This is a genomic window from Anaerofustis butyriciformans, assembly GCF_036289385.1.
Classification (GTDB): Bacteria; Bacillota; Clostridia; order Eubacteriales; family Anaerofustaceae; genus Anaerofustis; species Anaerofustis butyriciformans.
The window spans coordinates 1-16878 of sequence record NZ_JAYFFH010000010.1; the positions used below are offsets into that span (position 1 = coordinate 1).

A 16878-nucleotide genomic window follows, 5' to 3' on the forward strand; every position below is an offset into this window, starting at 1 on the left:
GATGGAGATGATAAGCCTGAATATGATACAAGCAATCCGGGAATAAATATAGATACTGATGGGGATGGAAATCCGGATATTAACATAGATGTAGACGGAGATGGCATTCCAGATATCAATATAGATACAGACGTAGATGGATTACCGGATGTAAATATAGACCTTAACGGAGATAAGCTACCGGAAATAAATGTAGATACAGATAACAGCGGAACATGGAAACCAAGCGGTGAAGGTGGAAATGGAGACGGAATATGGAAGCCTGATACTTCATTAGATACAAATGGAGACGGAAAGGTAGATATAGAACATGGATATAGACCTGGATATGACTTTGACAAAGATGGAGTAGATGATAGTTGGAATCCTGATAAAAATGTAGATAAAGATAAAGATGGTAATTCTGATTATGATACAAGTAATCCAAACATTAACGTAGATACAGATGGGGATGGAAAGCCAGATATTAATATCGATACAGATAAAGACGGAAATCCGGATGTAAATGTAGATACTAATGGAGATGGAAAACCTGATATTAATGTAGATGTAGACGGTGATAAAATACCAGATATTAATGTTGATACAAACGAAGATGGATATCCAGATATTAATGTAGATACAGATGGTGATAAAAAGCCAGATATCAACATAGATACAGACAACAGCGGAACATGGAAACCAAGTACAGATGGCGGAAATGAAGATGGAGTATGGAAACCTGATACAGATATAGACACAGATGGAGACGGTGAAGCAGATGTAGATCATTTATATAGAGATCCTGTTGATGAAGATGGGGACGGCGTAGACGATTATTGGAAACCAACAATAATAGTACCTGAAGACGGAGATAGAATAGCATATGGAACAGGTGATATATTCTATATAGATTCTGTTAAAACTTCTGATGAAAATAATATGGGATTATACATGTTATTATCATTTATAAGTTTAGCTGGTGTTATTGGAATTGGAATAGGTTTAAAGAGAAAACAATCTAATTTATAATAGTATCTATAAGATAATTCTAAAATAAAAAAGAACGGGGAACCGTTCTTTTTTTATGGTAAAATTCAATGGGGTTATTAAGTATAATATGTAATAATTTTTTATAAAATTCTAATTTTATCTATGATAATTTCTTTTATGAGGATATTTCTCTTTCTTGTTAATTTTACGGAATAATAAGAATAGAAAGTATATGAGTAATAGGTTTAATAATATGCTTAGTGTTTTGTTTATTGCTTCTTTTCTTTGTAAAACAATATTTTCCTCTGTCATTTCTTCTGTTTTATTTATGTTTTTTATTTTGTTTAAATGAGATAAGACTTTATTTCCGTATCCTTTGCCCGGATAAGCCCAGCCTTTTTTGTAAGGATTATCCGAGTATCCAAGATATTCCACATATATGGCTTTTCCTCTAAGTGAATCATTCCATCTTGGGTCTACGCATTTGCCATTTAGTGGCTTAGTTGATGCATAACACTTTAAATGCTGAATTACGGCTCTTATCCCTATTTCCATTGTTTTAAAACTTGCACCTTTTACTCCTCCTCCTGTAGTTCCAAGTCCTGCAAAATTATTTTGTTCTTTTTTTACATCTCCATTAAAATTCAAATATCCTGTTTCATGCATCATTAATGCAAATGCTATATCCGCTCTTACACCTTCTTTTTTTGCTTCTTTAATGGTTGTTTTGACGAAGTCTTGTGCATACTTTTTAGTAATGGGATTATTGCCTTTTTTATCGTTGTTTTTTATTAGATATGTATACATTTGATTTGCGCTACACTCGCAGTTTTCACCCATTATTTTAGTGAGTTTTTTTTCATTCTTTCCATTTACTAAAGGCATAAAAAGTGGTAATATTAATAAAGTTATCAAGGTGAATAAAATAATTATGTGAAATTTATTAAAATTTTGTGAATAATTCATTAAAAGCCTCTTTTTTTACATTTTTTATATTATTATTATTATAAATTAAAAAAAATAATTTTTTTGTAATTTTTAATAATGATAAATAATTAAATTATAAATATAATTTGTTTAATGAAAGGGTACTAAATTGAGAAAAACATTAACAAAAATCATTGGTATTTTTATAATTGGTATTATTTTGGCGGGAGCAACTTTATTTGTTTCTGTTTCCCTTAGCTTACCTGATATTTCGGGATATACTTATTCTCCTAAACTTAAAACACAGATTTTAACAGATGATAATCAGTTGGTTGGTGAAGTTTATGATGAAAACAGAACCCTTGTTTCCATTGATGATATGCCTGATGATCTTGTTAATGCAGTTGTTGCCGTTGAAGATAGAAGATTTTATCAACATCACGGATTTGATATTAAAGGTATATTAAGAGCTATAGTGGTTAATCTAAAAGGTGATGGTATTCATGAGGGAGCTTCAACACTAACGCAACAAGTTGTAAGAAGATTATTCTTATCAGATGAGATAACATACACAAGAAAGATAAAAGAAATTTTACTTGCAGTAAAATTTGAACAGGAATTTACAAAAGAAGAGATTTTGGAAATTTATCTTAACGATGTATTTATGGGGCAAGGAACATACGGTGTTGAAGAAGCTTCAAAGAGATTCTTTGGAAAACACGTTCAGGATTTAACTTTAGAAGAATGTGCATTACTTGCCGGTATTCCACAGGCTCCTACCGTTTACAACCCAACTACTGATTCAGGTTATGAGCAATCTAAAATAAGAAAAGAAGAAGTTTTGGATTCAATGGTAGAAAGTGGATATATCACAGAAGAACAATGTGAAGAAGCCAAAGCAGTAAAGATTTCAATAAAAAAAGGTGATTCTGAAAAAGGTTTTAACGGTAGAACAAGAGAGGGCTGTGGTGCTTATTCTCAACAAGTATTAGACGAGGCACAAGATGTATTGGTAAAAAGTTTTACTGAAAAGGATCAAATGAGCGAAGAAACTGCAAAAGCAAAAGTTGAGCAGATGATTAATCAAGACGGACTTAAGATTTATTGCAGTATGAATATGAGTTTGCAAACTTCAGGTATAAAAAGTGTAAAAGAGTTTATGTCAGCATATGGACTTACTGATAGTGCCGATATGGCCTTTGTTACGGTAGATGGTTCTAATGGAAAGGTTCTTGCTTATTATGGAGGGGAATCATCAATTGATATGGCAAATACTCCTCGTCAACCGGGAAGTACAATAAAACCTCTATATGTATCTAAATATTTAGAACTTCCAGATAAATCTATATATACAACGGTTCAAGACGGACCGATTAATCTTTATGGATATTCACCTAAGAATGCTGGAAATAGATATTATGGAAGAGTAACAATTAAACAAGCAATTACAAATTCATTAAATACAGCATGTTTAAGACTTTTTGAGGAACTGGGTACTGACGAAAACGGCAATTTGGCAGGATACGAAGCAGTAAAAGATTTTGGATTTACTACTCTTGTAGATGTTGAGGATAATGCTGTTTATAACGATAATAACTATGCATTTGCTCTTGGAGGTCTTACTTATGGTTTAAAACCTTTAGAACTTGCAAGTGCTTATTCAACATTTGCAAATGACGGAGAAAAATATCCTTATTATTTTGTTGAAAAGATAACAACAAAAGACGGTGACGTTCTTTATGAAAGAGAAGAAGCAAAAGCAGAACGTATAAGAACAAGTGAAGCAAACGAAGCAATAGTGGAATGTATGAAAGGTGTTGTAACATCGGGTACAGGTACATTGGCTCAGACTCAATATGAAACATTTGGTAAGACAGGTACTACAAATGATGATAAAGATTTCTGGTTCTGTGGTGTAACCGGTAATTTAGCAACAAGTATTTGGGTTGGAACACCTGAAAATGATGTTATATATGGTATTTCTTCATCAGGAGTTGCATCTTTCTATTCAAGATATGTAAATAATACAGATGAAATAGATGATTTTGGTAAGATTGCAAATGTAAGTGAAAATTCTTCTTCAGATACAGAAGAAGAAGTAAATTACACTAGTTTATTGGTTGTAAAAGATAATATTGATGTAACGGATAGAGAATACTTTACAAGACTTGAAGTTGAAACTATCTCTATTCCACAAGATGAAGTGGATAAATATAAAAATAGAGTTGTTACTCAGGTTACTGTAGATAGTGCCAGCGGACTTTTATTTAATGATGAAAAGTGTGATACTGCGAATAAAGAAATTAGGTATTATATAAAAGGAAGCGAGCCAACAACGAAATGTAATAAACTTCATATATTTTAGAAGGTAAAATATGGTAGATGCAAAAAAAGAAATAGAACAATTAACAGAAGAATTATTGGAGCATAACAGAAAATACTATGAAGAAGATAATCCAAGTATTTCTGATTATGAATATGATATGCTTCTTAGAAAGCTTATGAAGCTTGAAGAAGAATATCCTGAGTACAAAAAAGAATATTCCCCTACCGACAGGGTAGGGGGAAAGGCTCTTGATGGTTTTGAAAAAGTAAAGCATGAGTATAAGCAGCTTAGCTTGGCTAATGCTTTTTCTTTTGACGAACTTTTAGAGTTTGATAATAGAGTTAAAAAAGAAATAGAAAATCCTGTATATACATTGGAAAATAAGTTTGACGGACTAACTATAGTTCTTACTTATGAAAATGGTATATTAAAAACAGGAGCAACAAGAGGAGACGGTGAAGTTGGTGAAGATGTTACTTTAAATGTTAAGACCATAAAAACAATTCCTCTTAAATTAAACAAAGATGTTAATTTAACCGTAAGGGGCGAAGTTTTAATATATAAAGATAATTTTGAAAAGATTAATAAACAAAGAGAAAAAGATGGAGAAAGTCTTTTTGCAAATCCAAGAAATATGGCAGCAGGTTCAATAAGACAGCTTGATTCAAAAGTAGCTGCAAAAAGGGATTTGGACTGTTTTATTTTTAACTTAGAGCATATAGAGGGTGTGGAACTTTCTTCTCACAGTGAAAGTCTTGACTACTTAAAATCTCTTGGCTTTAAAGTAAGTGAATATAAAAAGTTTAATAATATAAATGAAATATTTAAAGCTTTAAATGAAAAAGAAGAGGAAAGAAAAAAGCTGCCTTATGAAATAGACGGGGCTGTTATAAAACTTGATAATTTAAGAGACAGAGAAATTTTAGGCTCTACAAATAAAAATCCAAGATGGGCAATTGCTTATAAATTTAGTGAAACAAAAGTAAAAACATTACTAAAGGATATTATTGTAAATGTAGGAAGAACTGGAACATTGACCCCTGTTGCAATTTTAGAAGGAGTAAATATAGACGGTTCTTTTGTAAGTCGTGCCACTCTTCACAACGAAGATTATATAAAAGACAATGACATAAGAATAGGGGATAAAGTTATAGTAAAAAAAGCAGGAGAAATAATTCCTCAGGTTGTAAGTTCCGTAAAAGAAGAAAGAAATGGTGAAGAAATAATCTTTGAAATGCCAAAGACTTGTCCTGTATGTGGTCATGAAGTTGTAAGGGAAGAAGGCATAAGCGCAATAAAATGCGTAAATATAGACTGTCCGGCTAAAATTTCCAGAGAAATAATTCATTTTGCTTCAAGGGATGCGATGAATATTGATACTTTGGGAGAGAGAGTTTTGGAAAACTTAATTGAAGCGGACTTAATTCAAGATGTAAGCGATATTTACAGATTAAAAGATAAAAAAGAACAAATAGAACAAATGGAAAAAATGGGTGAAAAATCCGTTTTAAACATGATTGAAGCAATAGAAAAATCAAAAGAAAATTCTCTTGAAGATTTGATTTTTGCGCTGTCCATAAATTTAGTTGGAAAGCAGGGAGCAAAACTTCTTGCAAAAGAATTTAAAAGTATGGATAATTTAATGAACGCCACATATGATGATCTTATATCTATTAATGAAATAGGGGATAAGATGGCAAATGAAATTATAAAGTTCTTTAATAATGAAAAGAAAATATCTTTGATTAGTAAGTTAAAATCTTTAGGAGTTAATATGGAATATATTAATGAAGAAAACGAAGATTTGAAGTTTGAAGGTATGACATTCGTTTTAACGGGAACATTATCCAAATACAAGAGAAATGATGCGAAGAAGATAATTGAAAGCTACGGAGGTAAAGTGTCTTCTTCCGTAAGTAAAAAAACTACTTATGTTCTTGCCGGTGAAAATGCAGGAAGTAAGGAAGAAAAAGCAAAGACTCTTGGAATAAAAATAATTTCTGAAGATGAATTTGAAAAAATGATATAAAGAACTTCTTTTGAAGTTCTTTTTTATGTAAAAATTAGATAAATTTTGTAATATTAAAATAAAATGTATTATAATGTATTTGTAACATCAAAATTGAGAAATTAAAATTATTTAATTTACTGTTACAATAAAAAATAAGGATTAGAATAAATGACATTAAAATATTTTTTTTCAAGACCAGAAGACATACCTTTAAATTTAACATGGAATACATATGGAGTTGAGCATTTAACATGGCTTTTTGCTATAACGCTATTTATAGTTTATATGTGTCGTATGTTTAAAAAAGCAGATTATGAAAAACAAAATAAAATATTAAAAATTTTTGCAATAGTTATAGTTATACAAGAAATAATTAAAGATATTATTCATATTTATGCAGGAACTTTTAATCTTGGGCATTTACCATTTCATTTATGCGGTATATCAATATTTTTTACTTTTTGGTATGCTTTTAAACCTGGGAAAATTTGCGGTGAATATTTATATGCACTTTCTCTTCCCGGAGCGATGGCAGCATTATTATTCCCTGATTGGACAGAATATCCAATGCTTCATTTTTCATGCATAAATTCTTTTACCATTCATGCATGGCTTGTTGTATTTGTATTTATGCTTTTATATAGTGGAAGATTAAAACCTAATTATAAAGTTTTGCCAAAGACAGCATTGTTAGTTGGTATAATTGCCGTTCCCGTATATTTTATGAATAAAGCGTGGGGAACAAATTTTATGTTTTTAAGTTCTCCTGCACCAGGCTCTCCACTTGAGATACTATATAATGTGTTTGGAAATTTTTATATTCCTGCAGCTTTGTCACTTGTATTATTTGTTTGGGTACTTATGTATGCCCCATTGCAGATAGCTTATTCAAGACAAAATAAAATGGAAGAAATTGTATAAAGACTAATGTAAAATCATTAGTCTTTTTTTATTGGATAAAAGTTATTAAAAAATAAAAACGATAGTAAATTAAAGTATAAAATAATGTTAAACATAACAATAAAAATATTTTATTACATAAAAGCATTGTATTGTAAGGCAAAAGAGATAAAACACAATATCTTGTGTTTTTTTTATCCTTGACAAAGTTATATATACAATATATAATTGAATACGGTCAGTACGAAATATAATTTTATTAATATATAATTGGAGAAAATGAAGTATGGTAACAGAGATTTTAAAAAGAGACGGAAGAACAAGCAAATACGAAAAAAGGAAAATAACAGAGGCCATTTATAAGGCTGCGGAAGCTGTTGGCGGACAAGATTATCAAATAGCCAGAGAACTTTCTGATCAAGTTGATAAAATATTAAATGAAAGATATGTTGATATTATTCCTACTGTTGAACAAATACAAGATATAGTGGAAAAGACATTAATTGAAAGCGGACATGCCAAAACAGCTAAAAATTATATTTTATATAGAGCCGAAAGAAATAAAGTAAGAGAAATGAACACAACTCTTATGAAAATTTATGAAGATTTAACTTTCAAAAGCTCAATAGAAAATGATGTAAAAAGAGAAAATGCCAATATTAACGGTGATACTGCAATGGGAACTATGCTTAAATATGGTTCTGAAGGTGCAAAAAACTTCTATGGTATGTTTATTTTAGATGAAAAACATGCTGCGGCTCATTCAAAAGGTGATATTCATATTCACGATTTAGATTTTTATACTTTAACTACAACTTGTTGTCAAATCGATTTAACAAAATTATTTAAAGGTGGATTTTCAACAGGTAACGGATATATAAGAGAGCCAAAAGATATAAGAACTTATTCTGCTCTTGCTTGTATAGCTATTCAATCAAACCAAAATGATCAACATGGTGGACAAAGTATTCCAAAATTTGATTATGATTTAGCTGCAGGGGTTGAAAAAACTTATAAGAAAATATATGTAACTAATATGGGTAAAGCATTGGAACTTCTTGCAGGCATGGAAAACGGCGAAGAAGTTGCAAAAGAATTATATAAAGAAATAGAAGAAAAAAGCGGACTTTATCCACAATTAGATGATAATGAAGAGTTTATGAAGCTTGAAAGAGAAGCTTTAGATAAATTGGCTCATAAAGATATTGATACATTGATTTCATTTACAAAGAAAAGCTCTCTAAAAGAAACAGATAAAGCAACATATCAAGCAATGGAAGCATTGGTACATAACTTAAATACAATGCATTCAAGAGCCGGTGCGCAAGTTCCTTTCAGTTCAATTAACTATGGAACAGATACTTCAAGTGAAGGTAGAATGATTATAAAAAATATTCTTCTTGCAACAAAAGCAGGACTTGGAAACGGAGAAACTCCTATATTCCCTGTTCAAATCTTTAAAGTAAAAGAAGGAATAAATTATAATCCTGGAGATCCTAACTATGATTTATTTAAACTTGCAATGGAAGTATCAAGTGAGAGATTATTCCCTAACTTCTCATTTATAGATTCTCCATTCAATCTTCAATATTATAAAGAAGGAGATCCTGATACTGAGATTGCATATATGGGTTGTAGAACAAGGGTTATGGCTAATGTTGACAAGACAAAAGAAATCGTTACAGGAAGAGGTAACTTAAGTTTTACATCAATTAACTTACCAAGACTTGCCATTGAAGCAAAGGGAGATATTGATAAATTCTATCAAACATTAGACGAAAAAATTGATTTATGTGTAGATCAACTTTTACATAGATTTAAAATACAATGTTCAAAGACAGTAAGAAATTCTCCTTTCTTAATGGGTGAAGGTGTATGGCTTGATTCAGAAAACCTTAAACCGGATGATACTGTAGGTGAAGTATTAAAACATGGTACATTAACAGTTGGTTTTATTGGACTTGCAGAAACACTTACAGCTTTAGTTGGTAAACATCACGGAGAAAGCGAAGAAAGTGAAAAACTTGGTCTTGAAATTGTTACACATATGAGAGAAAGACTTGATGATGTTACAAATAAAACTCACTTGAATTTCTCTTTAATAGCAACTCCTGCGGAAGGTTTATCAGGAAGATTTGTTAAAATGGATAAGAAGAGATATGGAATTATTCCTGGTGTAACAGATAAAGATTATTACACAAACTCATTCCATGTTCCTGTAGGATATGAAATAAGTGCATTTGAAAAAATTAAGAAAGAAGCTCCTTTCCATGCACTTACAAATGGTGGACATATTACATATGTTGAACTTGACGGAGATACAACAAAGAACCTTGAAGCATTTGAAAAAATAGTAAGATGCATGAAAGAAATGGGACTTGGTTACGGTGCTATTAACCATCCTGTTGACAGAGACCCTGTTTGTGGATATAACGGTGTAATATATGATGAATGTCCATGTTGTCATAGAAAAGAAAATGATACTGATGTTCCTTTTGAAAGAATAAGAAGAATAACAGGTTATTTAGTAGGAACTTTAGACAGATTTAACAATGGTAAAAGAGCAGAAGAAGCAGATAGAGTAAAACATTCACTAAATTCTGAAATGGAAAGTTTATAGGAGGCAAACAATGAATACAGCAAAAGAACTAACATATGAAACAAAAATAGGTGAAACAAACGTATATGTATACGGAGAAATAAAAGATTTAACAAAAGAAGAAATTAAAGCATATATTAAAGATGTTGAAAAACAAAAAAACAGCGAAGTTGTTGAACTTAATTTATATGCAGACGAAGATGGTTTTATTGGAAGAAGTGCAAAAGTAAAACCTATTCCTTTCGACAGAATAAGAAGAATAACAGGTTACCTTGTAGGAACTCTTGATAGATTTAACGATGCAAAAAGAGCAGAAGAATCAGACAGAGTAAAACATTCACTTAACTCTGAAATGGAAACTTTATAATGGATCAAGAAAAAGAAATAAGAATTGCGGGAATAGTAAGAGAATCAATTGTGGACGGTCCCGGAATAAGATTTACGCTTTTTGTTCAAGGCTGTCCTCATAACTGTCCTGAATGTCATAATCCTCAAACTCATGATTTTAATGGAGGGCAAATTGTTTCTCATGAAAAAGTGCTAAATGCAATTGGGCAAAATCCTCTTTTAAGCGGAGTTACATTCTCCGGAGGAGAGCCTTTTATGCAGCCAGAAAGTTTATATTTTTTAGGAAAGAAAATTAAGGAAAAAGGTTTATCTTTAATAACATATACAGGATTTAGATTTGAAGAGCTGCTTGAAATGAATAAAAAAAATCCATATATACTTAAACTTATTGAACTTAATGATTATATTATGGATGGAAAATTTGAAATTGAAAACAAGACATATAATAAAACCTTTGTTGGCAGTTCAAATCAAAGAAGAATAGATGTTAAAAAGACAATAGAAAATAATTATAATGTAATAGAAAAAGACTTCTAATGAAGTCTTTTTTATTTTGTGATTATCATTACTGTTTCTTCGTACCATTTACCTTCAAAGAATTCTCCTTTTTCAAGTTTTGAATGAGGAGTAAAACCTGCTTTTTTGTATGCGGCAACGGCTCTTTCGTTTACTGTTCTTGGGCATATTTCTACAAGGTCGGCATTTTTTTCGTTAAAAAGGTATGTATACAATGTTTTTAAAGATTTTGAACCAAGCCCTTTGCTATGGCCCATGTGACCTGCTATAAATATATCTATTCCATAGGCATTTTTATAATTTTCAAGTTTATGTTCTTTGTATGCTTCCTTTTTTAAAGGGAAGAACTGTATATATCCGCTGTCTTGTCCTTTATATTCTATTATACAGCACTGCATATTTTCCTCACCATGAATTCGTGGAAGATATTTTTTCTTTAGTCCTTCAAGTGAGTTATCTTTGTCTCTACCTCCGTAAAATCTGCTTACTCTTTCGTCATCTCTCCACTTCCCAAGCATTGTAAGTTCTTCATCGGTATCTTGTAATTTTCTGATTTTTATGTCTTCGCTCTCGCAAATATATTCTTTCATCTTCTTTCTCCTGTTTTTTTGGGATAAATTTTGTGTGTTCTCACATTTGTTCCTTTTTTACATTGTAAATACCAAACATTGTATATTGTGATAAAATAATTATAGCATATTAATTTATTTTGCTTAATTGAAAAGTGAAATATATTGATATATAATAATTTTAGAAATTTTAAATGAGGTTTGTTATGGAAAAAATAGTAGATTTACATATGCACAGTACGTATTCAGACGGAACTTTTACTCCCGCTCAAATGATAAACATGATGAATGAACTTGGTGTAGATTATGCGGCAATAACGGATCATGATAATGTAAAGGCATATGAAGATATTAAAAATACAACATTTAAATTAGATAAACCGATAAACATCATTCCCGCAACGGAACTTGGATGTTCTTTTGAAGGGGTTATAAGAGATGTTCTCGGATATGGCGTTGATAGAAAAGTAATAGATGAATTTGTAAGTGAAAGATATTCTCCAGAAGCAAAACTTGAAAAACAAAAAAGACTTTTAAATGAATATAAAAGAGTATTTAGAGAAAACGGTATAGTATTTGATGATGGGCTTGAAGTAAATAGAGGAAATAAAAGTGAAGCTTTTATGGTTATGTATAACAGTCTTATAAAATATCCAGAAAATATAGAGAAGTATCCTTTCATATCTAAAATTACTATGTTTTTTTGGAATTATTGTTCAAATAGCGATAGTAAGTTTTTTGTTGATGAATCAAAGGAATATCCTACGATTAGGGAAGGTATAGACCTTATACATAAAGCAGGAGGGCTTGCCTTTTTAGCTCACCCATGTATGTATAGAATAGGAAAATTAAAAACTCTTTTACTTATAAACCATGCAATGGAATGTGGAGTTGATGGTATAGAAGTATTGCATTCTCAGCATACTTTTGATGATAAGTTATTCCTTGCTGAAGTTGCAAGAAAGTATAAACTTTATAAAAGTGGTGGAAGTGATTTTCACGGAGGAACAAAACCTGATATAAGTATGGTTAAAGGAAAAGGCGATTTAATAGTTTCATATAATATGATTAAAGATTGGGTAGATAAAGTAGATAAAATAATATTAAAATAAAGAAGGTGTTTTTATGAATATAGATTTGCATTTACATACTAATAATTCTGACGGTGATGACAGTACAAAAGAGATTATACAAAAAGCAAAAGATTTAGATATAAGTTTAATCTCTATTACAGATCACGATACCGTTAATGCATATGATGATTTAAAAGACATTGATACTATGGGAATAAAAATTATTCCTGCAGTTGAGCTTTCCTGTGCTTATGAAAGTGAAATGAGGGATATACTCGGATATAATATAGATATAGAGAAAATGAGAAAAATTTTAAAAAGTCTTGAATCCAAAGAAGAGGATATTAAAAGAGAAAAAGAATTATTAACAGAGTATATTGATGTATTTAGAAAAAACGGAATTATAGTTGATGATGGTTTAAAAATAGAGGACGGAGAAAAGAATGAGGGATATAAAAGAACTATTATAAGTGCATTAGGACATGAAGAAAATATAAAAAAATATCCATCTCTTATGAATCCCTCAGCATTCTTTTGGGATAATTGTGCAAATAAAAAAAGTAGTTTTTATGTTGATGAATCAAGGTTTTTTAAAACAATAAAGCAGACAATAGATATTATTCACAAAGCAGACGGAATGGCATTTTTTGCTCATCCTTGTATTCATCATATGGAACATGATAGGGTTGAAAAAATGCTTGACTATGCAAGAAGTTTTGGGCTTGATGGGGTAGAAGTTTTACATGCAAAACATTCTATAAAAGACAGAGAATTTTTAATCGATTATGCAAATAAACATAATATTTATAAAAGTGGAGGAAGTGACTATCATGGCTCACCTAAACCTGACATAAAGATTCTTACAGGCAGGGGAGATTTGAATGTGAGTTATGATTTAATTGAAGATTGGGTAAGTAAGATAATTTAAAACGGCATTTTGCCGTTTTTTTTTTATTTAAAAATAATGTTTATAAATTGTTAAGGTTTTATAAAAGGAATTTGTAATTATTTAATGATATTTTATATAAAAAATTACAAAGTATTACGTATTTTTATGGAGGAATAATCATGCAAAAATTCATCAAAGATATTTTAATGGAGTTATCACGGAAAGGAATTCTTGTAAGTTATAAAAATTTGAATATAAAGGAGGCAATTCATGGTATAAGTTATAATTCTACAATGGACTGTGAAAATAAGATTTTTGTATGCAAGGGATTTAATTTTAATAGGTTATATCTAAAGGATGCGATAAAAAAGGGCGCTGTTATATATGTGAGTGAAAAAGTGCATTTTGAAGATTTTCCTTACATAATAGTTTCTGATGAAAGAAAGGCTCTTGCTGTTTTGTCTAAAATATTTTATGGTAAAGAAGTTGAAAAATTAAAAAAGATTGGTGTTACCGGAACAAAAGGGAAAAGTACTACTTCCTTTTTTATAAAAAACGTTTTGGATACGTATTTGCTGGGTAAAAGTGATATTCCTTGTGGTATCATATCATCTATTAAAACTTTTGATGGTAGCATTACAAGAGATGCCGTTTTAACAACTCCCGAATCTTTGGAAGTATATAAGACTTTAAGTAATGCTTCCAGTTTAGGTATGGAATATTTTGTTTGTGAAGTTTCTTCCATTGCTTATAAATATAACAGAGTTTATGGTATTAATTTTGATGTAGGAGTATTTTTGAATATAGGTTATGATCATATTTCAGATATTGAGCATAAAAACTTCGATGACTATTTTTCATCAAAATTAAAATTAATAGAAAATAGTGAATATATAGTTATAAATGAAGAATTGATGTCTTTTGATAAGGTTCAAAATGCATTAAAAAATAAGGATAAAAATAAGATTATAACTTATGGCAAAAGCAGTAAGGCTGATTATCAGATAATATCTTCAAATTCAAATAATATGGGTAATGCCTTTAAAGTGAAATATGGCGGAAAGATATATGATTACAGTATTAAATTAAAAGGCGGATATAACATAGAAAACGCAGTAGCATGTATTGCCGTATGTGATACTTTGGGAATTGAATATAAGTATATATATAAAGGAATATTGAATGTAAAAGTAAAAGGGAGAGGGGAAATATATAAAACAAAAGATGGTAAAAAAATTATAGTTGTAGATTATGCTCATAACGGACTTAGCCTTAGTAAGTATTTTGAGTTTATACACGAAGAATATCCGGGAAGAAAACATATTTGCGTAATAGGTTCTACGGGGGATAAAGCAATAAATAGGAGAAAAGATATTGGGCAAATTTGTGAAATGAATTGTGATGAACTTATTTTGACTACTGATGATTCTTCTAATGAAGACTTTAATGATATCTGCTTGGATATTCTAAAATATGTAGAAGATAAATCAAAGGTTAAGATAATAGAAGACAGAACAATGGCTATTGAAGAGGCTATTAAAGATAGTCTTGACGATAATGTCGTTATATCAATTCTTGGTAAGGGAGCTGAAAATAGACAAAAGATAAAAGGAGAGGAGGTATTTTATATTTCAGATAGTATCAACGCAAAAAAATTTGTGGATAAATATAATGAAGACATATCATAAAAAGGAAATGTAATTATGAAAAAATATTTATTGATATGTTTAATTTGTTCTTTGCTTTTCGTAGGTTGTTCAAAGACGGCTTCGCCAATAAGTCTTCCAAAAGCAGGTGATATAGATAATGTTAATGTATCGTTTGAAGGAAAGAAAATATATCATAGTGATAAATCATGGATAAATGATGTTGTTTCTAAAATGGGAGATGCTAAACCAACGCGTAAAGAAAGTGTTCAAGATGTACCTAAGGTTGATAATTATATTAAAGTAGATTTTAAAGTGAAAAAAGAAAATTTTACAGTATTTGCTTATGAAGAAAAGGGAAAATATTATATTGAGCGCCCTTATCAAGGAATTTATGAAATAGATGATAATTTGTATCAAAAATTACAACAAAAATAGGTGTAATATAAAAGTAAAAAAGCGGTATATATCCGCTTTTATTTTTTATGTTCATATAATAGTCCTTCCATATATCCACGAACTTTTATTTTTTCTTCGTAAGTTAGTTTAGAATATATATTTAAAAATATTGATTCTTCAATTTCGTTATTTGTATATGCATAATATGAGGGTATGTCAAATTTAGATAAGCCTAGTAAATAGTCTGTAGATGTATTTAAAGCCTTTGCAATCTTTATAAGTGTTTTTATACTTGGAAATGCTTTTCCATTTTCGTATGCTGATATTGTTTCCTGACTTATTTCTATTTTTGTAGAAAGTTCTATTTGGCTCATATTTCTTTTTTGCCTAATTTCTTTAATTTTTAACATCTTTTCTCCCAAATAATATATAATATATATTTTTTATAGATGATATCAATATTTCTTGACTATTATAGATATAATATCTATAATTTATATAAATAATATATATATCAATATAAGATAGGGGAATTGTAAATATGTCAGAAAATCAAAAAGAAATATATGATGAGTTAAAAAAAGAAGAAGACAAAGATATAAATAAAGAAGTAAACAAAAAAATAAAGTTTTGTCGAAACTGTGGGCAGGAAATAAGTGAGAATGATATTTTTTGTATGAATTGTGGCTGTAAATGTTTATGTGATAAAAAAACTTCTGAAAAAAATAATAATAAAAGTTTTAAAGATGATATTGAAAAAAACAAATTTCCTAAAAAGAATTTTAAAGAATTTATTTTAAGGAAAAAGAAGCTGATTGGGGTGTTAATAGGAGCTCTTTTAATTATTTCGGGAATTTTATTTTTTATAATGTTTAAATTACAATCTCCTTCAAATTTTATTGAGGTTACCAAGGAAAATATTGAGGCAGGAGAAAATATATCGGTAAATGATTTTGTAGAAATAAAAGATAAATATAAAGATAATTATTCTATAAAGCCAAAACAAGATAAGTATAATTTTAAAACACTTGGAGAAATTTCAATTCCATATATAGTTACAGATAATAATGGAGAAGAAAAAGAAGTTGATTGTACGTTTAATGTAGTTGATACAACTGCTCCCGAAATTAATACAAGCAAAGATTTAACAATAAAAAAGGGATCAGATTTTGATATATCAAAATTTGTTTCTATAAAGGATAATCTTGATGGGGATATTGATATAAAGAATTTGAATATAGAAAACGGAAATGTAAATACAAAAGAAGAAGGTGAATATACATTAACTTTATCGGTAACAGATAGTAATGGAAATAAAAATAAAAAAGAAGTAACTTTTATTGTTAAAGAAGAAATAAGTGTTGATGATGTAATGCAGACTTTACTCGGATTATGGCTTCCAACAGAATATGCGAGTATGTATAGTGAAACAGGTGTTACAGGTGATGCAATGATACTGTATGTAAAAGAGGGTTCAAAGTATTATCAAAAAGGTTATGAAAGTTCTGCTGAAATAACAATAAAAAGTATACAGGAAGGCGGAAGGATTATAGAATATGACCTTGCAGGTTTTGAAGGTATAAATAGTTATTCATCTCATGTAACGATTGATATGGGGCTTACAGGGGATAATATGATTAATATTAACGGTGTAAGTTATACATGGGTTGGTAGTGGATATTAAAATTGAAGGGAAAATTTTA

General features: G+C 29.6%; 14 protein-coding genes and 1 pseudogene. 12 read left to right on the forward strand and 3 right to left on the reverse strand.

The window, feature by feature from the left end:
- Positions 1 to 1011, forward strand: a pseudogene (locus tag V2W16_RS10390) (hypothetical protein); the annotation flags it as partial.
- A 117-nt stretch (positions 1012 to 1128) separates the two neighbouring features.
- Here the strand turns inward: V2W16_RS10390 and V2W16_RS10395 are convergent.
- The gene (locus V2W16_RS10395; protein WP_329385518.1) at positions 1129 to 1857 is read right to left on the reverse strand and encodes a glucosaminidase domain-containing protein; all 729 of its coding nucleotides are present in this window, start codon (positions 1855 to 1857) and stop codon (positions 1129 to 1131) included.
- A 211-nt stretch (positions 1858 to 2068) separates the two neighbouring features.
- Between V2W16_RS10395 and V2W16_RS10400 the strand changes: the two genes are divergently transcribed.
- The 6 genes from V2W16_RS10400 (at position 2069) to nrdG (ending at position 10620) form a co-directional block, all read left to right on the forward strand.
- Positions 2069 to 4264, forward strand: a complete 2196-nt coding sequence (locus V2W16_RS10400) for a transglycosylase domain-containing protein (protein ID WP_329385521.1) — start codon at positions 2069 to 2071, stop codon at positions 4262 to 4264.
- Positions 4265 to 4274: 10 nt separating this feature from the next.
- Positions 4275 to 6254 carry an NAD-dependent DNA ligase LigA gene (ligA, locus tag V2W16_RS10405; protein ID WP_329385525.1) on the forward strand — a complete coding sequence of 660 codons (1980 nt, stop codon included), beginning with the start codon at positions 4275 to 4277 and terminating at the stop codon, positions 6252 to 6254.
- Positions 6255 to 6404: 150 nt separating this feature from the next.
- A complete protein-coding gene (locus V2W16_RS10410) occupies positions 6405 to 7157 on the forward strand; it encodes a YwaF family protein (protein ID WP_329385530.1) in 753 nt (250 codons plus the stop codon).
- Between the two features lie 265 nt (positions 7158 to 7422).
- Entirely contained in the window at positions 7423 to 9756 is a 2334-nt protein-coding gene (locus tag V2W16_RS10415; protein ID WP_329385533.1) for an anaerobic ribonucleoside triphosphate reductase, read from the forward strand.
- A gap of 10 nt (positions 9757 to 9766) precedes the next feature.
- Positions 9767 to 10102, forward strand: a complete 336-nt coding sequence (nrdD, locus tag V2W16_RS10420; protein WP_329385536.1) for an anaerobic ribonucleoside-triphosphate reductase — start codon at positions 9767 to 9769, stop codon at positions 10100 to 10102.
- Positions 10102 to 10620 carry an anaerobic ribonucleoside-triphosphate reductase activating protein gene (nrdG, locus tag V2W16_RS10425; protein ID WP_329385540.1) on the forward strand — a complete coding sequence of 173 codons (519 nt, stop codon included), beginning with the start codon at positions 10102 to 10104 and terminating at the stop codon, positions 10618 to 10620. Before nrdD ends, nrdG begins: the two co-directional genes overlap by 1 nt.
- An 11-nt stretch (positions 10621 to 10631) precedes the next feature.
- Here nrdG and V2W16_RS10430 read toward each other — a convergent pair whose 3' ends face one another.
- Positions 10632 to 11189: a GNAT family N-acetyltransferase gene (locus V2W16_RS10430; protein ID WP_329385543.1), complete on the reverse strand. Its 558-nt coding sequence runs from the start codon at positions 11187 to 11189 to the stop codon at positions 10632 to 10634.
- Between the two features lie 185 nt (positions 11190 to 11374).
- On the opposite strand from V2W16_RS10430, the gene V2W16_RS10435 reads away from it, so the two are divergent.
- The 4 genes from V2W16_RS10435 (at position 11375) to V2W16_RS10450 (ending at position 15214) form a co-directional block, all read left to right on the forward strand.
- Positions 11375 to 12280, forward strand: coding sequence for a PHP domain-containing protein (locus V2W16_RS10435; RefSeq protein WP_329385547.1), 906 nt, complete (start codon positions 11375 to 11377; stop codon positions 12278 to 12280).
- 13 nt (positions 12281 to 12293) lie between these two features.
- Positions 12294 to 13169, forward strand: coding sequence for a PHP domain-containing protein (locus V2W16_RS10440; RefSeq protein ID WP_329385550.1), 876 nt, complete (start codon positions 12294 to 12296; stop codon positions 13167 to 13169).
- A 140-nt stretch (positions 13170 to 13309) separates the two neighbouring features.
- The gene (locus V2W16_RS10445; RefSeq protein ID WP_329385553.1) at positions 13310 to 14818 is read left to right on the forward strand and encodes a Mur ligase family protein; all 1509 of its coding nucleotides are present in this window, start codon (positions 13310 to 13312) and stop codon (positions 14816 to 14818) included.
- A 15-nt stretch (positions 14819 to 14833) separates the two neighbouring features.
- Complete coding sequence (locus V2W16_RS10450; RefSeq protein WP_329385556.1) at positions 14834 to 15214, forward strand: DUF5301 domain-containing protein; 381 nt, start codon at positions 14834 to 14836, stop codon at positions 15212 to 15214.
- A gap of 38 nt (positions 15215 to 15252) precedes the next feature.
- Here the strand turns inward: V2W16_RS10450 and V2W16_RS10455 are convergent, their stop codons facing one another.
- The gene (locus V2W16_RS10455; protein ID WP_253229782.1) at positions 15253 to 15585 is read right to left on the reverse strand and encodes a helix-turn-helix domain-containing protein; all 333 of its coding nucleotides are present in this window, start codon (positions 15583 to 15585) and stop codon (positions 15253 to 15255) included.
- Between the two features lie 131 nt (positions 15586 to 15716).
- Here V2W16_RS10455 and V2W16_RS10460 point away from each other — a divergent pair, with 131 nt between their 5' ends.
- A complete protein-coding gene (locus tag V2W16_RS10460; RefSeq protein WP_329385563.1) occupies positions 15717 to 16859 on the forward strand; it encodes an immunoglobulin-like domain-containing protein in 1143 nt (380 codons plus the stop codon).
- Positions 16860 to 16878: the final 19 nt, after the last annotated feature.